Here is a 24426-nt window from a genome sequence, read left to right as displayed (position 1 = left end):
CGCACGATTCCTTGCAGGTGCGGGGCACAATCGAGTAGTGAACGAGACGCGCAGAGACCGTGATGCCGAGGGCCGGGCGCGCAACGCGCGCCCCCGCGACGGACTGGGACGCCCCCTCCCGTACGGAACACCCGGCGTCGAACGACAGCCGGAGGGGGTCGTCCGCACGCCCGCGGAGACGGTCCGGGAGGCGCAGCGGCTGCTGGACGCGGGGATGCCGTTCCATGCGCACGAGGTCTTCGAGGACGCCTGGAAATCGGGGCCGGAGGACGAGCGCGAGCTCTGGCGCGGGCTGGCCCAGATCGCGGTGGGGCTGACCCATTCAGCCCGGGGCAACACCGAGGGCGGGGCCCGGCTGCTCCGCCGGGGCGCGGGAGCGCTCGCCCCGTTCGCCGCTTCCGGGCCGCACGGGATCGCGGTCGCCGGGCTGCGCGACTGGGCGCGGGAGTTGGCGGTCCGGGTGGAGTCGGGCCCACCGGTGGACGCGGCAGCCGAGGCGCCCCGCCTGCTGGGATAGCCAGGCGGGCGGCCTCGGGGCCGGGCCCGAGGGCGGAAGGGCCGGGTCTGGGAGCGGAAGATCCGGGTCCGGGAACCGGAGGTCCGCGCAGCTACTACGATCCGGCTCCATGAGCACTTCTGACCAGGACCAGCACCGGGACCAGCGCCGGGACGAGCGCGAGACCGGCCACGAGGACGGGCCCGACGACGAACGGTCCGTCCAGGACCGGGGCGCCGACGCCCCGATAGCCGAAACCGCCGCGAAGACGGAGCCGGAGAAGGAGAAGGAGAAGGGGGCGGAGAGCGACGAGCTCGACGATGTCCCGGACCGTCAGGACGGTCGGGACGGTCGGGACGCGAAGAGACTCACTCCGCGCCAGGCCCGGCGCCTGCGGATCGTCCTCTCCTCGGTGGGCATGGCCGCGATGGCCGTCGTGCTCGGGCTGCGCATCGCGAGCCGCTCGTCGGTGCTGGTCGTCGGCGTCTACGGGCTCGCGCTCATCCTGTGCGGCGCGATGATCGAGCTGAGCAGGAACGGTCGCACCCGGCTGGCCAGCTGGCTGCTGGGGGCGGGTCTGCTGGCCGCCGTGGGCACGGACTGGCTGCTGCTTCCCTGAAGCGGCCGCCGGGCGGTCATGCGGCCGACCGGCCTCAGATCAGCAGGAGTTGGAGTCCGCCGGCCACCGTCGCACCGATGACGATCCGGTCGAAGACCTTCTGGTTGATCCGGTCGACGCAGACGCGGCCCAGGTAGGCGCCGGGCAGAACGAACAGCAGCAGACAGGCGTCGAGCAGCAGGGAGCGGGCGTCGATCAGGCCGAGGCCCACGCTGAACGGCACCTTGGACACGTTCACGATCAGGAAGAACCAGGCCGAGGTGCCGAGGAAGCCGAGCTTGCGGAAGCCGGCCGAGAGCAGATAGAGCGACATCACCGGGCCACCGGCGTTGGCGACCATCGTGGTGAACCCGCCGAGAACGCCGTATCCGCGCGCCGCGGTCCGACCGGTGCCGCCCTCGCCACCGCTGTCGGCCCCGGCCCCGGCCTCCTTGTTCGTCCCCTGCTCCCCCGCCTCCTGCTCCGCGATCCGGCGACGCCACAGGGTGACGCCCGTCATGAACAGCAGGATCGCGCCGATGGAGGTGCGGACCGCCGCGTCGTCGGCCCACAGCATGAACAGGGTGCCCGCCACGACGCCCACGGCGACGGCGGGGAACAGCCGGAGCAGGGTGGGCCAGTGGGCATGACGGCGGTAGACGCGTACGGCGAGGAGATCACCGGCGATCAGGATCGGGAGCAGCACTCCGGTCGATTCGCGGGCCGGGAGTACGGCCGCGAAGACCGCGAGGCTGATCGTATTGGCACCGCTGACGGCCGTCTTGGAGAAGCCGACGAGGGTGGATGCCGCCGCGAGTACGGCCAGTTGCCAGAGGCTGATGGTGTCCATGTCGGGAAAGATGGTAAGCACAACGGTTTCGGCCGACACCCGGAGACTCCCGCCCCCTTGATGAGCGTTTGATCGATTGAGTCCGCCAGTGATCGATCTCTTGACCCTCTTCGATCAGTCGATCAGGATTCCCGGATGACCACCTCCGCTGCCACCCTCTTCGGACTGCCCCCGGAAGACCGCGCGTCGAGCCCGTACACCGGATACACCCGCGCCCACTGGGAGGCGGCCGCCGACGGGATGCTGGACGCCGCCTGGAAGTGGGCCACGCCGGGCGGCGCCCGGCTCGACCTGCCCGGACCCCCGTCGCACTCGGGTGTCCGCTCCGACGGCCTGGAGGGGTACGCGCGTACGTTCCTGGCGGCGGGCTTCCGGGTCGCGGGGGCGGGCGGGAAGGATCCGAACGGTCTGCTGGAGCGGTACGCGGACGGGCTCGACGCCGGTACGCGGACACCGGGCCGGGACGACGCGGAGTCATGGCCGCTGATCCTGGACCACGATGTGCAGGGCCAGCCCATGGTGGAGTCCGCATCGGTGGCGCTCGGCCTGCGACTCACCCGGCCCTGGCTCTGGGACCGGCTGCCGTCCGACGTGCGGGACCGGGCGGAGCACTGGCTGAGGGGCGCGCTGCGGCACGTTCCGGCGGGCAACAACTGGTATCTCTTCCCCTACACCGTCGCCGGGTTCCTGGAGTCGGTGGGCCGGGGCGACGCGGAGACGGCACGGGCCCGGGAGCGGGCGCTGGAGCTGCTGGCGGGCTGGTACCGGGGGAACGGCTGGTACGCCGACGGCGACGGGCGCGCCTTCGACCACTACAACGGCTGGGCGCTGCACCTGTATCCGCTGCTGGACGCCCACCTCGCGGGCGACGCACGGGAGTCGGCGCTCCACGGGGCGCGCTTGCGCGAGCATCTGGAGAGCTTCTCGCTGATGTTCGGCGGCGACGGGGCCCCGCTGCACTTCGGGCGCTCGCTGACCTACCGGTTCGCGGCGAGCGCGGGTGTGGGCCTGGGTGCGGTGACCGGGCACACTCCGCTCGCACCGGGGGTGTCGCGGCGGGTGGTCAGTGGGTCGCTGCGGTACTTCCTGGAGCGCGGCGCGGTCGGGAACAACGGGCTCCTGAGCCTTGGTTGGCACGGCCCGCACGCGGCGACGCTGCAGACCTATTCCGGTCCCGCGTCCCCTTATTGGGCGTCGAAGGCCTTCGTGGCGCTCCTGGCCCCGGCCGAGCATCCTCTGTGGGCGTCGCCGGAGGAGGAGGCTCCGAGCGAGGGCCCCGACCGGGTGCTGTCCGTACCGGCGGCGGGCTTTCTGCTGCAGTCGACGCGGGCGGACGGTGTGGTGCGGCTGCACAACCACGGCAGCGACCATGTCCGCCCGGACGAGGGCGAGTCGGCCGCCGACGAGGACCCGCACTACGCGCGGCTCGCGTACTCCACGGTGACGGGGCCGACCTCCGCGTCGAACACGGCGGACAACCATCTGTCGGTGACGGTCGGCGGGGCGCGCAGCGCCCGGCGGCGCATCCGTCCGCTCGGGGCCGGGCACGGCGACGGCTGGGGCTGGGCTGCCTCCTGGCACCTGCCGGTGTTCCCGGCGGGCCCGTCCACCGTTCCCGGGCTGCGGGTGGAGAGCGTGACCGTGGCGCGGGGCCGCCACGAGCTGCGGGTGCACCGGGTGCTGGGCGCGCCGGACGGAGCGCGGGCGGAGCTGACGGGCTGGGCGACCGACCCCGGCGGCCCGGTGCGCTCGCGGTTGCGGGGGCTGCACGGCTGGGAAGCGCCCGAGGACGTACGGGCCCCGCAGGGAACGGCGTTCGCGCCCTGGGCGACGGTGCCCCGGCTCGCCGCCGAGGTGACCGGCACGATGATCCTGGCGGCGCTGGCTTCCCTGACCACCGAGACCGCCGGGACCGCCGGGACCGCCGAACCGGAAACCGCTCCGGAGACCGGCCCGCTGGACGGGGTGGTGGAACGGGTGGAGGTGGCCGGTGACACGGTCGAGGTGCGCTGGGCCGAGGACGGGGCGCGGACGCGGATCACGTTCGGCGGTGCGGCGGCGCCGGCCGTTCCGGTGGTGACTATGGTGCACGGGCGGCCGGACGCTCCCTGACCGCCGCTGCCCCTGGCCGCCGCCGAGCGCCGACGCCCCGACGGCTACGCGTCCGTACGGATCACCACCACCAGCGTCCGGGGCCCGTGGACGCCCTCCACCCGCTCCAGTTCGATGTCGGAGGTGGCGGACGGACCGCTGATCAGCGTCGTCGGCCGTTCGGGCACCAGCCGGGCCACCGCCTCGGGCACGCCCACCTCGACCGTGGAGAGGTCGACGACGCACACATGCAGATCGGGGACGAGGGACAGCGCCCGACGGCCCTGGCCGGGCGAACCGTCCAGGAAGATCGTGCCGGTCTCGGCGCAGCCGGCGGCCGACGCCGTCACCACGGCGTCCAGGGCGTCGAGTTGTGCGGGCGTGACGTCGGCGTCGTCCTGCCGCGCCTCGCCGTCGTACCCGGCGAGCCAGCGCGCGTCGAGCCCGGCCGGCACGCCGATGCGGCGGACGGAGTGCTCCCGCAGGACCTCGCCGACGACCTCGGCGGTGCGGTCGGCGGTACAGGGGTGGACCCGTGCCTTGTAGTCGAGGAGCCGGTCGGTGAACAGGGCGAGGCGTTCGTCGTCGGGCAGGGCGCGGCCGGTGCGGTAGGCGCGCGGGACGACGACGGCGGGCGTCGGGGCCAGCGCGAGGGCGTCGCGGATCCGGCCCAGCACGGTGTCGCGGGCGCCGCTCATGTCGCGTCCTCCTCGTTGTGGTCGCTGTTCCGTTCGGCGGCCGCGGCCCGCAGGGCGGCCGTGCCCTCGTCGGAGGCGAACCAGGCGCGGAAGGTCTGCCGGGGCGGGGCCGCGGTGTCGCGGCTGTCGCTCCAGCCGCTGAGCGGCGGGGGCAGCCGCGAGATCGTTCCGTCGCGCCCCGCGATGACGCGCCCGAGCCCGGACGCCTTCTGCGCGGCGGTGTAGAGACCCGGGCGGCGCATCACGGCGGCGGCCGCCTTCATCGCCAGCTTCTCCGGTGTGACGCCCGCCTGTTCGGTGTGCTGGTGGCGCAACTCCACCAGCAGCGACGGAATGTCGATCTTCACCGGGCAGGCGTCGAAGCAGGCTCCGCAGAGGCTGGAGGCGTACGGCAGGGAGCTGTTCGGATCGTCCTTCGCCGCGTGCATCCCGGCCAGTTGCGGGGTGAGGACGGCGCCGATCGGCCCGGGGTAGGTCGATCCGTAGGCGTGGCCGCCGGTCCGCTCGTACACCGGGCAGACGTTGAGGCAGGCGGAGCAGCGGATGCAGTTGAGGGCCGCGCGTCCGATGGCGTCGGCGAGGGCGGCGGTGCGCCCGTTGTCGAGGAGGACCAGGTGGAAGTCGCGCGGTCCGTCGCCGGGCGTCGCGCCGGTCCACAGCGAGGTGTAGGGGTTCATCCGCTCCCCCGTCGAGGAGCGGGGCAGCAGCTGGAGGAAGACCTCCAGGTCCTGGTAGCGCGGGATGACCTTCTCGATGCCCATGACGGTGATGAGGGTGTCGGGCAGGGTCAGGCACATGCGGCCGTTGCCCTCGGACTCGACGACGGCCAGCGTGCCGGTCTCGGCGATGCCGAAGTTGGCGCCGGAGACGGCGACCTTCGTGGTCAGGAACTTCTCGCGGAGGTAGCCGCGCGCGGCGGCGGCGAGGTGGGCGGGGATGTTGTCCAGTTCCGGGTCGACGCCGGGGATGTGGTCGAGGAAGATCCGCCGGATCTCGTCCCGGTTGCGGTGGATCGCGGGCACCAGGATGTGTGAGGGCCTGTCGTGGGCGAGCTGCACGATGAGTTCGGCGAGGTCGGTCTCGTACGGGGTGATCCCGACCGACTCCAGGTGCTCGTTGAGTCCGATCTCCTGGGTGGCCATGGACTTGACCTTGATGACCTCGTCGCTGCCGGTGGCCTTCACCAGCCGGGCGACGATCGCGTTGGCCTCGGCGGCGTCGCGGGCCCAGTGGACGGTGCCGCCGCGCTCGGTGACCTTGCGCTCCAGCTCTTCGAGCAGTTCGGGCAGCCGGTTCATGGCGTCGCTCTTGATGGCGGAGCCCGCGTCCCGCAGGTCTTCCCAGTCGGGCAGTTCGCCCGTGACGTTCAGCCGTTTGGCGCGGATGGTGCCGGTGGCACGGCCGAGGTTGCGGCGGAGCTGGTCGTTGCCCAGTTCGTCGTGGGCGGCGCGGGGGAAGCTCTGGTCGCCGCGGAGGTTTCCGGTGCCGTACGGCGAGCGGGGCGGCGGGGCGGGCATGCCGAGGAACGTGCTCATACGGCGGCCTCCGTCAGGACGTCGGGCGTGGTGCGGGTCGCGGCGAGGATCCGGGCGAGGTGCAGGGTGCGGGTGCCGGACCGGATGCGGGAGAGCCCACCGCCGATGTGCATCAGGCAGGAGGAGTCCCCGGCGGTGCACACCTCCGCCCCGGTGGCCGTGATGCTGTCCGTCTTGTCGTGGAGCATCGCGGTGGACGTCTCGGCGTTCTTGAGCGCGAAGGTGCCGCCGAATCCGCAGCAGGATTCGGCGCCGGGCAGCTCGACGAGATCGATCCCCTCGACCGCGCGCAGGAGTTGGAGAGGCTTGTCGGCGACGCGGAGCATCCGCAACGAGTGACAGGTGGGGTGGTACGTCACCCGGTGCGGGAAGTACGCGCCGACCCGGGTGACGCCGAGGACGTCCACGAGGAGTTCGGAGAGCTCGTACGTCTTCGCGGCGACGGTCTCCACTCCGGCCCGGAGTGCGGTGTCCCCGTAGCGGTCGGCGACGATCCGGTGCTGGTGCCGTACGGAACCGGCGCACGAGCCCGACGGCATCACGACCGCCTCGATCGAGGCGTCGCCGAACCCGTCCGCGAAGTTCCGCACCAACGGCACGGGTTCTCGCTGGTAGCCGGTGTTGATGTGCATCTGCCCGCAGCAGGTCTGCCCCGGCGGGAACACCACTTCGTGCCCCAGGCGCGTGAGCAGGATCGCGGTGGCCTGCACCGCGTCGGGGAAGAGTGTGTCTCCCAGACAGGTGGCGAAGAGTCCGATGCGCATGGAGCCTCCCCGGTCGGATTCACATGGGATCGAGGTTTCTATGGTCGGACCATACTAGGCACGGGTCGCTGAAGGGAACGTCCGTGTGTCGGTGACGCCGCGTGTCGGTGACGCCGCGTGTCCGCGGTACGCGGCGTCACACCGCAGCCACACCGCCCTCTCGAACTCCTACGGTGCGGTGGGCTCGTCCACCAGGGTCCCGTGCAGCCCTCGGATATGCCGTTCCACCAGGTCCGCGGAGTCCGCGCCCTTCCCTTCCCGTACCAGCGCGAGAAGGGCCTCGTGCTCGGCGTTGAGGGCGCGGGCCGTGGCCGGCCAGTCCTCGGCCGCTTCCAGGGCGCGCAGGATCAGCGGCCGCACGGACTCGCGTACGGCGGAGGTGAGCGTGGACGTCAGGGCGTTGCCGGAGCTGCGGGCGATGAGGACGTGGAAGCGGGTGTCCAGGTCGTTGAAGCCGCTGACCCCGATCCCCGGCTCCGCCATGCCCGCCACCAGCTCCTCCGCCGCGTCGAGGTCTTCGTCCGGTGCGTGGCAGGCGGCGGCCTCGAAGCTGGAGCGCTCCAGGACCACCCGGGCCTCCAGGACGTCCTGGAGGCTGTAGCTGCCGAGGGCGAAGTGCAGGCGGAGCAGCCGGCCCAGGGCGTCGTCGGGGTTGCGGACGATCCGGGCCCCGGCGTCGGGCCCCCGGCCGGGCTGGGCCACCAGGACGCCGATGGTCTCCAGCACGCGCAGCGCCTCGCGCAGGGCGGAGCGGCTGACGCCGAGCACCGGGGCCAGTTCCCGTTCGGGCGGCAGCCGGTCGCCGGCCCGGAGCTCTCCGGCGACGACCCGTTCCTCGATGCTGCGGAGCACCAGCTCATGGGTGCGGGACTGCTGCACGGGCTGCCATTCGACGGGCATCCGCATCTCCCTGTGTCGGCCGGATCCGGACATGCAGCCTATGTCACACCGGGCATGTGGTCGGACCTCACATCGGACCGTACTTCCGTGCGGGTGGGCGTACGGCGGTGCATGCGTACCGCGTACGTGCGACGTGCTACGCGCGAAGGCCCCGCCCGACGATCCGGACGAGGCCTTGACGCCGGCCGGAAGGGGCCGGTGGGGCGGTGTATGCGGGCACCGCCGGGACATGGGGCGCGATCAGCGGGTGGTGGGGATGTCCTGCCCGTGCTGACGTCCGCGCTGCGGGTCGAAGAGGTTGGCCGCCGCACCCGACACGACGAGTCCCGCGGCGATCAGGAGGCCGTGACCCATGGCGATGCCGATGCCCAGTGCGGCGAGCCCGACGGCGAGCCACAGCCAGGCGTTGCGACGGCGGTACTCGCGCGGGGTGCGCGGCGTCCCGTCGGACATCGCCTCGGCGAACCCGGGATCGTCGTGACGCAGCTGCTCCTCGAGTTCACGCAGCCGCTCGTCGTACGTGGGCATGGTGTCTCCCTCCCGGTACGGAAACCCTCTCGGCTCCTGAAGCCCCGGCTCCCCGTACCGCGGCACGGGGCAGGGCCCCCCGGGGCCCTGGACCTCATGGTCGTCCGGAGGGCCCTGCGGGGACCATCGGGGGCAGCACCCATATCCGGGGGGGGCGCACCATGCAGACGGGGCGCGCACGCGGCACTCCGGAGAGTGGCCCGGGGCGGAGGCCGCCGGGGAAGCGTGTCGGGGCCGCGGGCCCGGGCGGCGGCACGCTTCGCCCCGCACAGCGGCGATAGTGGAGGCTGTCAGCGCGCCCGCACGACCCGACCTCCGAAGGAGCCGTTCGGCCTTGTCCCTCTTCTGGCGGATCTTCCTGCTCAACGCCGCCGTGCTGGTCGCGGCCGGCGCCCTGCTGCTGCTCGGGCCGATCACGATCTCCACCCCGGTCCTGCTGACCGAGGCCATGATCCTGACCGGTGGTATCGCCTTCATGCTCGCGGCCAACGCGGCCCTGCTCCGGCTCGGCCTCTTCCCGCTCCAGCGGGTCACCCGGGCGATGACGACCACCGATCTGCTGCGTCCGAGCCCGCGCCCCGAGGTCGCGGGGCACGGTGAGATCGCCGCCCTGATCGAGACGTTCAACACGATGCTGGACCGGCTGGAGGCCGAGCGCGCCACCAGCAGTGCCCGCGCGCTCTCCGCCCAGGAGGCCGAGCGCCGGCGGGTGGCGCAGGAGCTCCACGACGAGGTCGGGCAGACGCTGACCGCCGTTCTGCTGGAGCTGAAGCGGGTCGCCGACCACGCCCCGGAGCCGCTGCGCGAGGAGCTGCGGCAGGTCCAGGAGATCACCCGGGGGTCGCTCGACGAGATCCGCCGGATCGCCCGCCGGCTGCGGCCGGGGGTGCTGGAGGAGCTGGGCCTGGTCAGCGCGTTGACGGCGCTGATCACCGAGACGCCGACGCCGGACGGGCTGACGATCCGCCGCCGGATGGAGAAGGATCTGCCGGAGCTGGGCGCCGAGGCCGAACTGGTCGTCTACCGGATCGCGCAGGAAGCCCTCACCAACACGGTCCGGCACGCCCGCGCCACCCGCCTCGAACTCTCCCTGCGGCGCAGCGCCTGCGGGGTGGAGCTGCGCATCCGCGACGACGGCCGCGGCCTCGGGGACGCGCCCGAGGGAGCCGGCCTGCGCGGTATGCGCGAGCGCGCTCTGCTGATCGGGGCCGAGGTCTTCCTCGGCCCCGGCCCGCAGGGCGGTACCGAAGTACGTCTCGATGTGCCCGTCCCGAACGGAAGCAAGTGACCATGCCCACCTCACCGTCCATCGCCACGCCCGCCCGGGGCGCCGCCGCTCCGACCCGCATCCTGCTGGCGGACGACCACGCCCTGGTGCGTCGCGGCGTCCGGCTGATCCTCGACGGCGAGCCGGACCTGACGGTCGTCGCCGAGGCCGGCGACGGCGCCGAGGCCATAGAGATGGCCCGCAGCGAACAGCCCGACCTGGTCATTCTGGACATCGCGATGCCCCGCCTGACGGGCCTCCAGGCGGCGCGCGAACTGTCCCGGGTCATGCCCGGGCTGCGCATCCTGATGCTCACGATGTACGACAACGAGCAGTATTTCTTCGAGGCGTTGAAGGCCGGGGCGGCCGGGTACGTCCTCAAATCGGTCGCGGACCGGGACCTGGTGGAGGCCTGCCGGGCGGCGATGCGCGACGAGCCGTTCCTCTACCCGGGCGCGGTGACGGCGCTCATCCGCAACTTCCTGGACCGGGCCAAGGACGGCGAGGACCTGCCGGCGCGGGCCATCACCGAGCGCGAGGAGGAGATCCTCAAGCTGGTCGCCGAGGGCCACTCCTCGAAGGAGATCGCCGAGCTGCTCGTCATCAGCGTCAAGACCGTGGAGCGGCACCGCGCCAACCTGCTCCAGAAGCTCGGGCTGCGCGACCGTCTGGAGCTCACCCGCTACGCGATCCGCGCCGGACTGATCGAACCCTGACCGGACCGCCGGGTGCGCGGGGCTCCGGCCGAGCGGGGCGGGGAGGGAGGGCGGGCAGTTCATGTGATTCTCACCCGGTCCGCATAGGGTGCCCCCGTGACCCAGATGACCCCGCCCGGCTGGCATCCAGACCCCGGGCACTCAGGCAAAGGCCCCGCTCAGGAACGCTGGTGGGACGGAGCGCAGTGGACCGGCCATGTCCGCGCCTCGCCCGGTGCGGCGCGCCGTCGCGGGATCCGCATCGGCGTCGGCGTCACGGTCGCCGTCGTGGTGCTCGCCGCCATCGGGGGCGGCGTGTATCTGCTGGGCGAGGACGGCAACGACCGGCCGGACACCGCGGCCTCGTCGCCGTCCGCCGCCCCCGACCTGCCGGGCCCGCCGGACGGCGACCGGAAGGACGGCGGAACGGGCGGCGAGGGCGACGGCGGGGAGAACGGCGAAGGCCAGGGGCCCGACGGGCAGCTTCCGCCGAGCGAGCCGGGCTTCGCCACCGACCTGGCCGCCGGGATCAGCCTCCCGGTGCCCGAGGGATGGAAGGGGAGGTCCGGGGCGGTCGGCGCGGGAGTGACGACGGGTGAGCACCCCTGCCCCGGCGACACCGCCGAGACCTGCGTACGCGGCGGAGTGTTCTCCGCCCCGGCGGCCGCCATGAAGCTCACCGCCGGAACGCCGGAGGAGGCGGCCAAGAAGGACATCGCCGCCAACGCCGAGGAGTCCTACGGCGGAAAGAGCTACGGGAAGATCGGGTCGCACGAGGAGCTGAAGTCCGAGGCCGTCACGGTGGCGGGCGGCAAGGGCTATGTCGTGCGCTGGAAGGTGGTGACGGAGAAGGGCGACGACGGCTACGTGGAATCGCTCGTGTTCCCCTCCCCCACCTCCAAGGACATGCTCGTCGTGGTCCGGTCCGGGTTCGACATCAACAAGGACGCGCCGAAGTTGTCGGTCCTCGACGAGATCACCGGCGGGATCAAGGCCGCGTCCGGTGCCGGTGGAAGCACCGGCGGGGCGGTCTGACACAGCGCACACCGCACATCACCGGCCCGCACCGCACAAAACGGCGGACCCGGAAGGCACGGAACGGCGGGCTCGGACCGAGAAAGGTCCGGGCTCGCCGTCGTCCGTCGTCGTCCGGTGCCGCCGACCCGCCGTGCTCAGTCCGTGGCCGTCGCCGGGTCGCTGACCCCGACCGCCCCGGTCTCGACATGACCGGCGAACCGGCGCAGGAAGACCGGGTCGTCCTCGGCCGTGACGGACACGTCGTACCAGCGCTTGCCCGCTCGCAGGTCCATGGTGCGCGACACCGTGGCGCCGGGCCGGACGGTGACCGTCTGCTCCGCTCCCCCGTACGCCCCGGCGTTGGCGAGGGTGAGGCGGACCTCGGTGTCACCGGGGTTGGTGAGCGTCAGGTCGAGGTTGCCGCTCCCGTCGTTGTGGCGGGCGGTGACCTCGGGGCCGGCGGTGGAACCGGGGCTCCTGAACGTACGCAGGAAGCCGTTGGGGCCGTGGACGGTGAGGTCGTGGGTGCCGCCGGAGTAGGCGGAGTTCCAGGCGTCCGCCACGGTCCTGCCCGCCTCGGCGGTGTACGTCCACGGGACGTCGGTCCGGTTCGCGGAGGTGACGTAGAACTGCGCACCGGCCGCCGTCCCCGGGCTGAAGGTGAGCGCGATCTTCCCGGTGCCGGTGTCGACGGCGGCGTCGACGTACGGGGCGTACGGGAGCGGCCGGGCGGGGCGGCTGCCCGGCTCCTGTCTCGGCAGCGCGCCGACGGCGGGCGGGGTGGGCCGGTAGTCGGGGTGCCGCTCGCGGTCCGGCGGCTCGTAGGCGGAGGTGTCGGGCAGGTCGTCCGGGGCCGGTTCGGTGCGGGCGAAGTCGAAGGCGGAGGTCAGGTCACCGCAGACGGCACGCCGCCACGGCGAGATGTTCGGCTCGCGCACACCGAAGCGCTGCTCCATGAACCGGAGGACGGAGGTGTGGTCGAAGGTCTCGGAGCACACGTAGCCGCCGGTGCTCCAGGGCGAGACGACCAGCATCGGGACGCGCGGCCCGAGTCCGTAGACACCGGGGCCGTACGAGGAGCCGCCCGCGTACACCTCGGTCGAGGTGTCGGCCGTGGACAGGCCCCGGTCGGCGGAGGTCGGCGGGTGGGGCGGTACGACGTGGTCGAAGAAGCCGTCGTTCTCGTCATAGGTGATGAACAGGGCGGTGCGGCTCCACACCTCGGGGTCGGACGTCAGCGCGTCGAGCAGCCGCGCGATGTACCAGGCGCCGTAGTTCGAGGGGAAGTTGGAGTGCTCGGTGAAGGCCTCCGGGGCGGCGACCCAGGAGATCTGCGGCAGCTTCCCGTTGCGGACGTCGGCGGCGATCCCGTCGAAGTAGTCGTCGCCGTCGGCCACGTTCGTACCGGTGCGCGCCTTGTCGTACAGCGGGTCGCCGGGCCGGGCGTTGCGGTACGCGTCGAAGTAGAGCAGCGAGTTGTCGCCGTAGTTGCCCCGGTAGGCGTCGTCGATCCAGCCCCAGCCGCCGGGGCCGTCCAGACCGTCGCCGATGTCCTGGTAGATCTTCCAGGTGACCCCGGCCTCCTCCAGCCGCTCGGGGTACGTCGTCCAGCCGTAGCCCCGCTCCTCGTTGCCGAGGACGGGCCCGCCGCCGGTGCCGTCGTTGCCGGTGTGACCCGACCAGAGGTAGTAGCGGTTGGGGTCGGTGGCCCCGATGAACGAGCAGTGGTAGGCGTCGCACACGGTGAAACGGTCGGCGAGCGCGTAGTGGAACGGAATGTCGTCCCGGGTCAGGTAGGCCATGGTCGTCGGCGTCTTGGCCGGGATCCAGCGGTCGTAGCGCCCGTCGTTGTACGCCTGGTGGCCGCCCGCCCAGTCGTGGTTGAGGCCCTGGAGGAACTGCATGCCCAGGTCGTCCGCGGTCGGGTGGAACGGCAGGGTCTCCTTGCCCGCCGCATCGGCCTGGTGCCAGACGGACTTCCCGCTCGGCAGGGTCACGGGCCGCGGGTCGCCGAACCCCCGTACCCCTTTCAACGCCCCGAAGTAGTGGTCGAAGGAACGGTTCTCCTGCATCAGGACGACGATGTGCTCGACATCCTCGATCGTCCCGGAAGCACGGTGGGCGGGAATCGCGGCGGCGCGGTCGATGCTGCCCGACAGCGCGGCGAACCCCGCCGTGGCACCGGCTATCTGGAAAAAGCGGCGCCGATTCATTTCAGCCATGAGTGAGGGGCCTCTTGGAGTGTGGGGAACAGAAGCGAACAGGATGTTCCAAGAGAACCGAACAGAACGGAAGAGGTCGTGACGCAACGGTTAACTCCGGCGGTACGCGCGACGCGTGCCGTCCGCTCCGGAGCCCCGGTACGGTTCCGGCATGCCGTTCTACGTACACGCACAGGACAAACCCGATGTCGCGGACCAGTTGACCGAACTCTGCGAGGAGCACTGGTCCTACATGGACCGGTTCGCCGACGGGCTGATATTCCGCGGGCCCACCCTGTCCGACGACGGGGAGGAGCACACGGGCAGCGTCCATGTGGTCGACCTGGCCGACCGGGCGGCGGCGGAGCGGTTCGCGACCGAGGAGCCGTTCTGGAAGGCCGGTCTCTACCAGGCGTACACCGCGGACCCGGTGGTGGTGCTGCTGCACCGCGAACCGGCGGCGGACGCCCTGTACACGCTCGTCACCGCCCGCTGGTCGCCGCGCACCCGCACGCCGGGCGAGGCCGAGCCGTGGCTGTCGGCCGTGGCCGCGGACGAGCGGCCGGCCTTCGTGGCCGCGCTGGTCGACGACGACCGGGACCGTACGACGGGATTGGTCGCGGCCGTGCGGGCGCGCCCGGACGAAGCGCGGAGCCTGGTGCGGCCGCTGGCGGACCGGCTCGGCGGCGGGCCCGTGCCGCTCACCACCCAGAGCTGGCAGCGCGGCGGCCGCACCTGAGTGCCCCAGCCCGTTGCCGCGGGGCGCGCGGCGGGCCGGCCTCACGGCAATGAGCGCGTGAGCCACACCACTTCGCCGTTGTCCTCCGTGGAGACGTGATCGCGCTCGAAGCCGTGCTTCTCCAGAACGCGGAGTGACGGAGCGTTCCACGTCCCGACGGTCGACCAGAGCCGTTTCCGGCCGGTCGCCACGGCAGCTTCGAGCACCGCGCCGGCCGCCTCGGTGGCGTAGCCGCGCCCGTGCGCGTGCCGGAACAGCTCGTACGCGATCTCGGGCTCCTCCAGGGTGGTACGGCCGATGATCAGCCCGCAGTAGCCGATGAAGTCGCCCTCCTCACGGCGCTCGATGGGCAGCAGGGCGATCCCTGTGGTCTCCGTCGCGGCCAGGAGCTCCGTGATGGACTTCCGGATGCGCTCGACCGGGGGTGTGCCGTTGCCGCGTTCCGCGAGGAGCGCGGAGAAGTCGGCGGCGTCGGACTCGGCCCAGGGCCGGAGTATCAGACGCTCGGTCTCCAGGTGGAACGGCATCGTCTCGTAGGTGGCCATGGGGCCCACTCTGCCCCATGGGTGAGCCCGCTCCGCCTCGTGGGGCCGTCGCGCGAGCTACTGCTGGAGCACGGGTTCGCGCGGTTCGCGCAGCAAGCCCCGCAGCAGGTCCGCCAGGAGGCCGGGCTGCCCCACGAACGGGGAGTGCCCGGTGCGCCATTCACGTACCTCCGTGCAGCGCGCGGCCATCCTCCGTTGCAGAGCAGGGTCGATGACCCGGTCCCGGCCGCAGACGACGTAGGTGGAGGGGGTGTCCTTCCAGCTGTGGTGTGTCGGGACTCCCCGCCCGCAGCCGGGGGCCTGCGGGCGGAGCAGGGCGACGGCCCGGTCGGCGAGAGGCGCGGAACAGTCGTGGTACAGGACGTCGGCGGCGCGGTCGGGGCGCAGGCTCGTCGATCCGTCGGGCTCGGCAACGATCGCGTCCTGGAGGCGCGGGGACGCCCCGCCCAGCGTGGCGGCGCTCTCGCCGGTGTCCGGTACGAAGGCCGCCAGATGGACCAGATGTCCCGCGCCACGCACGCCGGTGATCACCGAGCCGCCGTAGGAGTGGCCGAGCAGGAGCGGAGGCTCCGTCAGCGAGTCGACAACCGCCTGGACCGCCACGGTGTCAGCGGGCAGCGAGCCCCGGTGGAGCTCGGGTACGACGACCTCGGCTCCCCCGGTCCGCAGGCGTTCCGCCACCGCGTCGAAGTGCTCGGGACGGTGGTAAAGGCCGTGAACGAGTACTACCGCGGGCAGCTGTCCCGCCTCCTCGGGTCGGATGTCGACGTGTGGCCGCTCGACCGCCGGGTCAACCGCCGAGCAGTGCGCCCACAGCCTGCCCCACCGCAGCCGCCGAGGCCATGGTCGCGGTCACCGCACCAGCGTCGGCCAACGCCTGGCGCAGCCTTGCCAGCCGAGCCGGGCTCGGTGCGGTCCGGGACGCCAACTCCCCCTCCACGTCGGCCATTTCGTCGTCCAGCCTGCGGACAGCGTCAAGGCTCCCGTCGGCATACTCTCCTCCGGCCCTCCGCCACTCGGCGATCTCGGCCCGCAACCGCCGTACGGACAGGCGCAGTTCCTCGGCCCGGTCCGGGTTTCCGTAGGTGACCGTGTTGTGGTCGCCGACGACCGCGACGCCGTGCACGGTACCGATGTTGACTCCTGCCGGGCGCGCGTCCTGGTTCTCGGTCATGCGTCCTCCTGTTCCCCTTGTGCGTTCCCTGCGCTCTGCGCGCCTGACATGTGTGTGGTGACCGTGTTCCCGTCACCGATACCGACCGCGCCGTGGGCGGACTCGATGAAGATTCCCCCGCTGGCGACGCTCACGACCTTCCGTTCGAACTCACCGGTCTGCCAGCCTGCCTCGTGCAGTGCCTGCCGCACCTCGGTGGCCACCCGCTCCTTGATGCTCGTCAGATAGCGCTGGGCGTCCATGGCCGGGAACGGCGGCAGCTCCGCGTCCGAGCCGAGCTCGCGCACCGATACGGCGGGGCCGTCCGGCAGGGACCGGCCACGACCCGCACCCCGGAGGACGGAGACGATCTGCCGCAGCAACGTGACCGGCCCGGCGAACGTGGCCCCCGGAACCCGCCGGAACACCCATGACGTCCTCCCCCACGGGCCGCCCCGGCGCCACGCCCGCGCCTCCCGGTCGGCCCTGCGGTAGGCGGCCTTCACCGGGTGCAAGGTGAACGGCACCAGTTCCAGGACCAGGATTCCCCCCTGGGTGTGCACCCGCACGAAGACGGTGACGACGAGCTGACCGTCCCAGCCCACGACGGAGATCCGGAGGTAGTACCGGCGGGCCTCACCGCCCTCCTCGACCGCCTGGGCGCGGTGCTCGTCGAAGGACCCCATGTTCCTCGGACCGACGTCCCGATGCGGCAGGCCCTCGACCGGCAGGAACACCACCTCCTCGATCTCCAGCAGCCGCAGGCGGTCCCGTACGCCGCTGGTCCCGCCGGGCCTGGACGGGGTCCGGAGGCGTTCCAGCGTGGGCACCAGATGGCCCAGGGTCGTCCGGTTGTCCACCGGCTCGGGCACCTGCCCCTCCCTCGGGCGCAACTCGACCGAGAGGGACCAGGGTTCGTTCGGCACACCCACACCACAGAACGGATTCTCCGGCCGGTACATCACCAGGCGAGCATGCTGCTCCTCCTCGATGCGCCGACGGACGCGCCGGAATCAATCCGTACCGCGGCGCACGGGCGTCGCCGCGCCGCGCGGGCCGACCGACCCCGCGCGCACACCGCTGAACCCCTCCGCGGACAGTTCGCGGTGCAGCACCGAGGCGAGCCACCGCCAGCGCAGATCCACGACTTCGGCCAGCGCGAAGGGAAAGAGGAACGCGAGAAGGGTCTGCACCTCCGGTACGTCGTCGCGTCCCGCTCCCCAGACCCCCAACGCACCGCCCGTCAAGAGCGGCACGGTCAACACCGCTGCCAGCACACCGCACAGCGTGAGCGCGCCCGCCGCCACCACACGGCGGGGGGCCGCCTCCGGCACACGCCCTCCGGCCACGTCGGAGAGGCCGACGAACAGAAAGGGCACCAGCCACAGCAGCACAAGACCTTGGGTGAAGAGACCGAACGCACCCCACAGGAGCAAGGTCACCGCCGCGAAGCCGGCCTCCACGCGCCGCGCTCGGAGCGCGTGGGCGAGCACACACGCCATGTCGGCGCCCGGCGAGGGGGCCACGAACCGTTCCTCGCGGACGTAGAGCTCCTCGATCACCGCGGCACGGAACGACGGATCACGATAGACACCGACGCAGAGCAGCCGGGTGGCCGTACTCGCAGTGGCTCGACTCAAACCGCCCCACCATCCCCCCACCGCGATTCAACCACGGCGTGGCGACCCTCGTGGGGGCGTGACCCTGACGCGCGCAAACACAGAGAGCCGTCTTCTCAAGGATGAGAAGACGGCTTCCGACTCGCCGAAGCAAAGTCGGGACGACAGGATTTGAACCTGCGACCCCTTGACCCCCAGGAGTAGGGGTCATCCCTTTTATCTGTACATACATCTAGAAAATAGGGTGCACAGCGTGTGGTTCGGTGCGTGCCGTTCGGGTGCGCGCGGACACCCTCTGGTCCCCAACTGGTCCCCATGGGACATGTCCGTGACGCCTGCGTCCAAGGGACACCGCCGGGTTGAGAGACTGGCTCGCCAACGTAGGCGTGGGTACGGCGGCGAATGGCCTTTGCCCTCGGTCAGAGGGTTGGCGTTGGCGGTAGGAGCCTGGACCGCCAGCAATGGGCCCCAGGGGAGGCCGCTACCACTTCGCCGCCGACAGCCCGGCAGGCCGCTCGTCATCCAGACTCCGCAGGTCGGGACACCGCGCGCCAGGACAAGCGGTCGCATGCTCTGAGCCACAGCAGGGCCGCCGCCGCTCGCGTCGTCGGGCCCGGGCGAACACCCGCCTGAAGTAGGGCTGACGTGTGACAATGCTCATTCCGCTCACGCCCGCACCGCAGGAGACGACGTGATGATCGCTGACCTCGTTGCCGCACCGGCCAGGCAGCAGGAGCCCTTGAAGACGCTGGCTCACGTCGAGTACCAACTGCGCGTCCTGGGGCTTCTGTGCGCGGCTGCGGCGGAAGGGCCGACCGAACTGACCACACCGGGTTCTCTCGACCGTTGGGCCACCTATATCTCGCAACAGCAGGGGTCGCTGGACTGCGACACCTGTCAGACTTCGGCGCTGGTCGTCGCTGACAGCATCAATACGGAGATCGCACTGGGTATGCCGCTCCGTCGGATGCGGAATCAGGTGTTTCACGGAGGGCCGGACCCGCAGAACGTGGACCTCGACGCTCTGCACCAGGTGGTCGAGGACAACGCGACCCGGATCGTGAGGATCCACGAACACGGCCACGCCGCCAACCTCGAGCCGTTCTTCCTCTTGGTCAGAGGCGAGCCCGCCGCGCTGCAGGACTACTCATCGGCGACCGCGACCTACTGGCCGCGCCGTGGGCCGGCGACCGACATCAGTGATCAGGCGACCCTCGACGCCCTTCAGAAGCTGGGGCTCCAGGGCGGTGACAGGATGTTCGAGAGCTTCGCTGCGGACATCGAAAAGGATCTCCGTGGCTTCGCCAAGCCGGGTTCGGTCCAGATGCTCGTCGACCCTCCCGAGCCCATCGCGGCCCGCTGGGAACTGCGCACCTCGGAGGGCTCGGTCCTTCGGGTCGACCATTTCGAGCTGGACGTGGACTACGCCCGAATTTGGCGCTCCGATGCCGGTCCGCGTCCGTACAAAGCATTCCTCGCGGAGATCTGCAAGTGGGACCTCCTCAAGGAGCGGCTGCTGGAGGGACTCGATGAGCAGCTTGAGCTCGAGAAGAAGATCAGTGACGAATTGTTCCCGGATCTCAAACGGCACATCCCCAATGTGCCCGCCCAGGTCCACATCGCCAACGGACCGTTTGGGGAGGGGCGCGACGTCACGATCACCGAGGCGTGCGCGCGAATCAGCCAGCAAGCCGGGATCTACAACGCCTGCACCAACCTGATCACGCTGACAGGGGAAGCGGGGTCGGGCAAGACACACAGTCTGCTCCAGTTTGCCCGGGAGTCCCTTTCCTCGGGTGAGGACCTCAGCCCCTTGGCGGTCTACATCTCCTCGAGTGGAGCGAGTGCGAACAGCCTCGACACACTGCTCGACGCTCGCATGGCGCCGACCCGCATCCTCGACAAGCGCTCGGTGCTGGCCCTTTGCCGTGCCGGTCTGGTGATCCTCGTAATCGACGGCTTCGACGAGCTCCTCGGCTTCCGCACCTACGACAATCCCCTGACTGGCTTGAAACCCATCCTGGACGAGTTGCGCGGCAAGGGAACCGTGGTGCTCTCGGCGCGGTCGAGCTACTCAGAAGCCCGGCTCCTGCGGAGCCTGACCGCACGCGACGCCCTGGCCTGGCCGCCGTACATAACGCCGCTCGAACTGCTGCCGTGGCGGCCTGAACAGCTGCGGGCTCTTACCAGTCAGCTGCCGATCGAGGTGGACGGCACGGGCACACCCCAGGAGATCCGGCAGCTGTTGACCACGCCCTTCTTCTGCCTGGCGTTTGTCGACTGGATGCGGACCGGATCAGGCGAGTTCATGCAGTTCGTGGTCGACACCTACCTGCAGCGGGAACGCCGCAAGATGCCGGGCCAGGGCGGCAACGACCTTTTCAGTTCGGAGGTCTTGGCCGACATCTTCTCCGAGGTGTCGGAGCTGATAGCCCGCAACGTCGTGCCGGAGATTTCCGGGGAAGATTTCGAACTGGCGGCGTCGCTGGCTCTGGGCCGGGACCTCAACAAGGAGGAGAAGCGGCGGCTGGTCGCGCTCTGTGGCCTGAGCGCGGAGTGGGCGGACGACGAACTGGCGTTCAAGTTCACCCATCTCGCGATCGCCGAGCAGTTCCTGGCCCGTCAGATCGCGCGCCTACCGCTGGACCAGGCGGTGTCCCTCTTGTTCAGCGTGCCCATCTCTCCCCTGTGCGCTCAGCTCATCCTGTCCATGTGGAAGTCCCAGGGCCGGGGGCAACCCACCGAACTGGTCATGGAACTCCAGCACAAGGTGAGCGCGGCGTATGCCTCCGACGCGCATCTGCCCGGGGCCTCACTCAGCCTCGGCGCCTTGTGGGCAAAGGTCCACGGGGTCGGCGAAGGGCCCCGGACCGGGCGGTGCATCAGCGTCGAGAACCTGGAGCTGAGCGGCTCCGGACAGGTGACGCTCGTGGACGCACGGGTGCAGAACCTGACCGTGCAGCCGGGGGTCGAACTCCTGCTGGTCTCCGGTCATGTGGAGCGGCTGGACCTGTCGCGGTCCGGTGCCAACGCGCTGCTGGGCGACTCCTACAAGCACGTACGCGAGCTGCTGATGCACAACGAGCTGGCGGTCGGACAGCCGAGCATCAAGCGCGCCCTAGGGCTGGCCGATGAACAGAGCGCCGACGACAGTGATAACCATTTCAAGGCCAACATCACCCGTGCGCGGGGGCCGATCATTGTGAAACGCGATTACGCCCCGGACGAGAACAGCCAGCTCCACTGGGTCTCGGACTACGGCCTCGACACCTGGCAGGCTTTTGTGCGCAGGATGCAAAAGGAAGGCAAAATTAGCGTCGAGAAGGTGAACGCGAGCGGGCGCCCGAAGGTCCGGTTGCGTCCGACGGAGTCGTTCGACGCGTGAGGAACAGCGCGGTGCCGGCTCGTCGTGTCCGCATCGCCACCTACCAGGTAGCTTTCAACCGGAAGTCAGGCACCGCAGCCTTGTTCGTTCCCCACCTCGTCGCTGAACAACTGCTCGCGTGCGCCGCCCACGACATGCCAGTCCAACGACTTGCACCCGACGGCAGCGCGCTGCCCGCGGAGACGCTGCTGCAGCAGTGGAACCACGAAAGCCTCACCCACTCATGACCTCGCGCTGCCACCTCGTCGCCAACACGGCCGTGAGCAATCCTGGGCAGCCTGACTGTCGACGGCAGAGGAGTGGCGGAGCACGAATGCCTTGCGGAACAGATCGACCCGGTCCTGGTCTGTGATCGTCTCGGTACCGCGGTATCCCACGACCTCGCCCCTGTGGTCGTCGAAGATCGAGAATCCGCCTCCAGGATAAACTCCGAGGTGGGGGCACGGGCCTCGATAATCCCCAGAGGCAGGCCCGGTAGATCCAATCGCGTCCACCAGCCGGCCAAGCTGGCCTCGCATGAACTCGGGCCCTCCGAGATGGGTGTTCAGCGCTTCTTCGGCCAGCAGGATAGGGAAGGTCCTGTCCGCCTGGCCCACGTACTGCGCCCGAGCAGCAAAGTGGGCGTGTGCACTGCAACCTCCTTTCTCCGGCGGACAAAGGCGCCCTAGCGGCACGCGCGTGCCGTTCGTAACCCCGAACTCATGGCCAACGGCGTCTGGCACACCGGCTACGAAATCGTCGTCCACCTCACCCACGCAGACCTCGGACACCCAGGACTACCCGGCCTGCTGGAGGAAATCACCCACCCCATCGGGGACCGGGACCGGCAACTACTCGAATGCTTGGAACACCACGAAGAGGGGATATGCCAGGCCGAAGGTGAGGGCCGCACTCCGTGGATGGCAATCCGCCGGCGCACCATCGACGGAGTCACCACCCTGATCGCGACGCACCTGCCCCTGCGAACGAAAGCGACGGCCGAAGAGTCCGACAGGCACAAGGCGATGAAGGAACGCATTGCCCGAACCGCCCAGGAGCACGGACTGACCGCCGACACGGAGGCCAGATCGGATGACGGTCGGATCCGCACCGACGTCCTGATCGCCGGGCCTGGCGGGGAAGGTGGGATGGGAAGCGCAGTACTCCCCGATCACCGCAGCCACGGTGCGGCGCCGCTCCACGCGAGCGGTCGAACATGGCATCACTCCGCTGTGGGTCACGAGTGACGGCTCATCAGCGCTCGTCGACCGAGCGCCCTGGATACTCGTCGATGACCAGCCGTGGCATGTCATTGCCAGCCGCAAATCCATGCTGGTCCGGGCCGGCGCCCGGAACCTGCAGGAGTGGCGGTGCGATGAAAGCAGCCAGCGTCTCTGCCCCGGCTCTGGTGGGATGCGGACCTGCGGAGGATTCCACGCCCACTGGGACCTGCCCGCGCTGTGCTTGCCACCAAAGCCGACACCCCAGCTGGACGAACTTGTCGTCACGAGTGCGACAGGGAGCTGGGTTCCGATGCGGATCCCCGACCCACGCGACTCCCGGCTCACCGCCCGGATGTGGGTCCCAGAGCAGGACCGAGCCCGCTGGCGCGAGATCGTCGGCACGCCCGAACCCGAACCTGACGGCACGGACCAACCCGACGACGGAGAACTCATCTTCACCGGCGAAGAGCTCGACACCCGCTGCCGATACGGCGAGCGCACCCACACCTTCGACAACACCCGAAGACACCGCGCCACCGCCGCAGCCGCACCACACACCTGGACAGATGTCCCCGCGCACCTGTACCGCATCCCCCGCCAGAAACAGTGCCTCGTCCTTCCACCCGGCGAACGGCAACGTGCCAGCCAACTCCTCAACTGCCTGCCCTGGCACATCGGCCCGTGCGCCGGCTGCGGCACACCCATCAACCGCTACGGGCACCGCGGCCACCACGCCTGCCCGGCATGCCGGCAGAAAGTCCGTGAACCAACCCGTCCAGCCGTACTTCCCGTTCGGCCCGCACCTCCCGCCGAACAGTTTCGCCATGCGTCCAGATAAGCTCCGCCACTGGCCGCAGCCCAGCAGGAGGGCGGCGGCCGCAACCGGTGGGACGGCGTCCTGCCTACCCGGACCCTCCTGGTCGAGTGGCCTGACGGTCAGGACACGCCGACGGGCTACTGGATCTCGAACCTGCCCACGACCACACAGGTCACCGATCTGGTGCGGTGGGCAAAGATGCGCTGGCTGATCGAGCACGACTAACGCGAGTTCAAGCACGGCCTGGGGCTGGACCACTTGGAGGGCCGCGCCTGGCGCGGTTGGCACCACCACGTCACCCTCGTCACCGCCGCCCATGCCTTCCTCACCTTGCGGGCGGCTCGACCCAAAAGTCCACACGCAAGCCTGACCCTCTACCAGGTCCTCGACACCCTCCAGGACCTGCTGAGGTGCTGGACCGGCACTTGCGTGACCTGGCGCCGAGACCTGTCAGTACGGACGGGAATCGTCACAGCTACCGGTACTCCACCCGAAGACCCGGCCGCTAGCGGTCGCGGTATCGATCAAGGCAATCGGTCAGTATCATCGCCCCATCCGGGACACGTTCCGCCAACGACTTCCAACCAACGAAGCGCACCTGCTCGGGGATGAAAACAAGGCCGCTGACGGCATCCCAGAAGGCAGCCCAGTTCCGACCGTAGAAATCCGGAAAGTCGAACTCTCGCTGGAGCAGTCGGTGCAACTCGTCCTCACTCGCGACTGAAGCTACGTCGATGGTTACCATGGCCCGCATCCTAGGCACCATTCGCAACCGCACCGACAGCAGACCTATGAAGCACTACCAGCCGGCAAGTACCCAGAGCTTGTGCCGACGGGGTTTGAAGTCCACGAGGACCGCGTCGTGCCCGTCAGTCCCCGGGTCCGCGACCGTGTGACACGATGCTTCCTGGCCCTTGTCGCAGACCGGACAGGACGCGAGGGCGGGATAGTCGGGTTGCTGGAGGACTCCGAGGAGTACCTCCTCTTTCCTGAATAGCAAAGCTGCCGTGAGGTCAGCCAGGCACGTGTCATGCAAAGAGGAACCTCTCTGCAAACCAGACCAACGAACCCACCCCCGTAGAAACATGCGTGCAGGAAGCATTCTTGCAAGGCGTGTTGCTGGCGGCACCATGCGCCTGACTGCCTGACCACGAACCCTAGGCGACTGTGGTCGCCTCGCCCGGCCAAGGGGCGCGAAATGTCCGGCAACAGCCCGGGGCGCGCTCACTCCTAGTGACATCGCATCACGACCATGGTCCAGGCAGCCCTCCTCCACCACGCCTCGGCGTGAGGTTGCAAAAGGCTCACTGTTGGTACTCGCTGTAA

Annotated in this window: 25 protein-coding genes and 1 pseudogene; 11 read left to right on the top strand and 15 right to left on the bottom strand. The window is 70.4% G+C overall.

All coding sequences use genetic code 11. The annotated features are described in order from the left end of the window. The first annotated feature begins 37 nt into the window (after nt 1-37). Both KV381_RS32690 and KV381_RS32685 read left to right on the top strand, forming a co-directional pair. On the top strand, nt 38-517 hold the full coding sequence (locus KV381_RS32690; RefSeq protein WP_030076541.1) for a DUF309 domain-containing protein: 480 nt from the start codon (nt 38-40) through the stop codon (nt 515-517). 109 nt (nt 518-626) lie between these two features. Continuing rightward, nucleotides 627-1115, top strand: a complete 489-nt coding sequence (locus KV381_RS32685; protein WP_103537998.1) for a hypothetical protein — start codon at nt 627-629, stop codon at nt 1113-1115. 34 nt (nt 1116-1149) lie between these two features. On the opposite strand, the gene KV381_RS32680 is transcribed toward KV381_RS32685, so the two are convergent. Continuing rightward, nucleotides 1150-1944, bottom strand: coding sequence for a sulfite exporter TauE/SafE family protein (locus KV381_RS32680; protein ID WP_030076534.1), 795 nt, complete (start codon nt 1942-1944; stop codon nt 1150-1152). Between the two features lie 135 nt (nt 1945-2079). On the opposite strand from KV381_RS32680, the gene KV381_RS32675 reads away from it, so the two are divergent. Continuing rightward, a complete protein-coding gene (locus KV381_RS32675) occupies nt 2080-4056 on the top strand; it encodes a DUF2264 domain-containing protein (RefSeq protein ID WP_103537999.1) in 1977 nt (658 codons plus the stop codon). 44 nt (nt 4057-4100) lie between these two features. Here the strand turns inward: KV381_RS32675 and KV381_RS32670 are convergent, their stop codons facing one another. From KV381_RS32670 to KV381_RS32650, 5 genes are all read right to left on the bottom strand, one after another. Then, nucleotides 4101-4733 (bottom strand): LUD domain-containing protein, encoded by a 633-nt coding sequence (locus KV381_RS32670; protein ID WP_030076530.1) that lies wholly within the window; start codon nt 4731-4733, stop codon nt 4101-4103. Further along, the gene (locus KV381_RS32665) at nt 4730-6268 is read right to left on the bottom strand and encodes a lactate utilization protein B (protein ID WP_103538000.1); all 1539 of its coding nucleotides are present in this window, start codon (nt 6266-6268) and stop codon (nt 4730-4732) included. Before KV381_RS32665 ends, KV381_RS32670 begins: the two co-directional genes overlap by 4 nt. Next, entirely contained in the window at nt 6265-7032 is a 768-nt protein-coding gene (locus KV381_RS32660; protein WP_103538001.1) for a (Fe-S)-binding protein, read from the bottom strand. Before KV381_RS32660 ends, KV381_RS32665 begins: the two co-directional genes overlap by 4 nt. Before the next feature lie 168 nt (nt 7033-7200). Next, nucleotides 7201-7932 (bottom strand): FadR/GntR family transcriptional regulator, encoded by a 732-nt coding sequence (locus tag KV381_RS32655; protein WP_086777663.1) that lies wholly within the window; start codon nt 7930-7932, stop codon nt 7201-7203. 240 nt (nt 7933-8172) lie between these two features. Continuing rightward, nucleotides 8173-8460 (bottom strand): DUF3040 domain-containing protein, encoded by a 288-nt coding sequence (locus KV381_RS32650; protein ID WP_030076521.1) that lies wholly within the window; start codon nt 8458-8460, stop codon nt 8173-8175. 334 nt (nt 8461-8794) lie between these two features. On the opposite strand from KV381_RS32650, the gene KV381_RS32645 reads away from it, so the two are divergent. The 3 genes from KV381_RS32645 to KV381_RS32635 all read left to right on the top strand — a co-directional run bounded on the left by KV381_RS32645 (nt 8795) and on the right by KV381_RS32635 (nt 11457). Then, nucleotides 8795-9748 carry a HAMP domain-containing sensor histidine kinase gene (locus tag KV381_RS32645; protein WP_030076519.1) on the top strand — a complete coding sequence of 318 codons (954 nt, stop codon included), beginning with the start codon at nt 8795-8797 and terminating at the stop codon, nt 9746-9748. Between the two features lie 2 nt (nt 9749-9750). After that, nucleotides 9751-10443, top strand: a complete 693-nt coding sequence (locus tag KV381_RS32640) for a response regulator transcription factor (RefSeq protein WP_093807112.1) — start codon at nt 9751-9753, stop codon at nt 10441-10443. Nucleotides 10444-10548: 105 nt separating this feature from the next. Then, the gene (locus KV381_RS32635) at nt 10549-11457 is read left to right on the top strand and encodes a DUF2510 domain-containing protein (protein WP_030623712.1); all 909 of its coding nucleotides are present in this window, start codon (nt 10549-10551) and stop codon (nt 11455-11457) included. A gap of 137 nt (nt 11458-11594) precedes the next feature. Here KV381_RS32635 and KV381_RS32630 read toward each other — a convergent pair whose 3' ends face one another. Beyond that, nucleotides 11595-13661: a phosphocholine-specific phospholipase C gene (locus tag KV381_RS32630; protein ID WP_103538002.1), complete on the bottom strand. Its 2067-nt coding sequence runs from the start codon at nt 13659-13661 to the stop codon at nt 11595-11597. Nucleotides 13662-13812: 151 nt separating this feature from the next. On the opposite strand from KV381_RS32630, the gene KV381_RS32625 reads away from it, so the two are divergent. Further along, a complete protein-coding gene (locus tag KV381_RS32625; protein ID WP_086778629.1) occupies nt 13813-14379 on the top strand; it encodes a YciI family protein in 567 nt (188 codons plus the stop codon). Nucleotides 14380-14420: 41 nt separating this feature from the next. Here the strand turns inward: KV381_RS32625 and KV381_RS32620 are convergent, their stop codons facing one another. The 5 genes from KV381_RS32620 to KV381_RS32600 form a co-directional block, all read right to left on the bottom strand. Further along, a complete protein-coding gene (locus KV381_RS32620) occupies nt 14421-14924 on the bottom strand; it encodes a GNAT family N-acetyltransferase (protein ID WP_030076509.1) in 504 nt (167 codons plus the stop codon). 57 nt (nt 14925-14981) lie between these two features. After that, a complete protein-coding gene (locus KV381_RS32615; protein ID WP_103538003.1) occupies nt 14982-15662 on the bottom strand; it encodes an alpha/beta hydrolase in 681 nt (226 codons plus the stop codon). Nucleotides 15663-15714: 52 nt separating this feature from the next. Then, nucleotides 15715-16098 (bottom strand): hypothetical protein, encoded by a 384-nt coding sequence (locus KV381_RS32610; protein WP_103538004.1) that lies wholly within the window; start codon nt 16096-16098, stop codon nt 15715-15717. Continuing rightward, nucleotides 16095-17003 carry a hypothetical protein gene (locus tag KV381_RS32605; protein ID WP_146065464.1) on the bottom strand — a complete coding sequence of 303 codons (909 nt, stop codon included), beginning with the start codon at nt 17001-17003 and terminating at the stop codon, nt 16095-16097. Before KV381_RS32605 ends, KV381_RS32610 begins: the two co-directional genes overlap by 4 nt. An 87-nt stretch (nt 17004-17090) precedes the next feature. Beyond that, nucleotides 17091-17717, bottom strand: coding sequence for a hypothetical protein (locus KV381_RS32600; protein ID WP_218786935.1), 627 nt, complete (start codon nt 17715-17717; stop codon nt 17091-17093). Nucleotides 17718-18390: 673 nt separating this feature from the next. Between KV381_RS32600 and KV381_RS32595 the strand changes: the two genes are divergently transcribed. Further along, nucleotides 18391-21081, top strand: a complete 2691-nt coding sequence (locus KV381_RS32595; RefSeq protein WP_218786934.1) for an NACHT domain-containing NTPase — start codon at nt 18391-18393, stop codon at nt 21079-21081. Then, on the top strand, nt 21078-21308 hold the full coding sequence (locus KV381_RS32590) for a hypothetical protein (RefSeq protein WP_218786933.1): 231 nt from the start codon (nt 21078-21080) through the stop codon (nt 21306-21308). The genes KV381_RS32595 and KV381_RS32590 overlap by 4 nt, the downstream gene beginning before the upstream one ends. On the opposite strand, the gene KV381_RS37150 is transcribed toward KV381_RS32590, so the two are convergent. Next, nucleotides 21303-21677, bottom strand: coding sequence for a hypothetical protein (locus KV381_RS37150; RefSeq protein WP_353962425.1), 375 nt, complete (start codon nt 21675-21677; stop codon nt 21303-21305). The genes KV381_RS32590 and KV381_RS37150 overlap by 6 nt on opposite strands. A 105-nt stretch (nt 21678-21782) precedes the next feature. Between KV381_RS37150 and KV381_RS32585 the strand changes: the two genes are divergently transcribed. Then, nucleotides 21783-22307, top strand: coding sequence for a hypothetical protein (locus KV381_RS32585; protein WP_218786932.1), 525 nt, complete (start codon nt 21783-21785; stop codon nt 22305-22307). Nucleotides 22308-22314: 7 nt separating this feature from the next. On the opposite strand, the gene KV381_RS32580 is transcribed toward KV381_RS32585, so the two are convergent. Next, complete coding sequence (locus KV381_RS32580) at nt 22315-23109, bottom strand: hypothetical protein (protein ID WP_218786931.1); 795 nt, start codon at nt 23107-23109, stop codon at nt 22315-22317. Between the two features lie 30 nt (nt 23110-23139). On the opposite strand from KV381_RS32580, the pseudogene KV381_RS36750 reads away from it, so the two are divergent. After that, nucleotides 23140-23509: pseudogene (locus KV381_RS36750) on the top strand (IS701 family transposase); the annotation flags it as partial. Between the two features lie 96 nt (nt 23510-23605). On the opposite strand, the gene KV381_RS32575 reads toward KV381_RS36750, so the two are convergent. After that, nucleotides 23606-23845: a barstar family protein gene (locus KV381_RS32575; RefSeq protein ID WP_218786930.1), complete on the bottom strand. Its 240-nt coding sequence runs from the start codon at nt 23843-23845 to the stop codon at nt 23606-23608. Between the last annotated feature and the right edge of the window lie 581 nt (nt 23846-24426).

The sequence above is a fragment of the Streptomyces sp. WY228 genome (genome assembly GCF_019287315.1).
Taxonomy (GTDB): Bacteria; Actinomycetota; Actinomycetes; order Streptomycetales; family Streptomycetaceae; genus Streptomyces; species Streptomyces caviscabies.
Note: the sequence above shows the minus strand (reverse complement) of the source record. Positions and strands in the feature narration are given on the sequence as shown.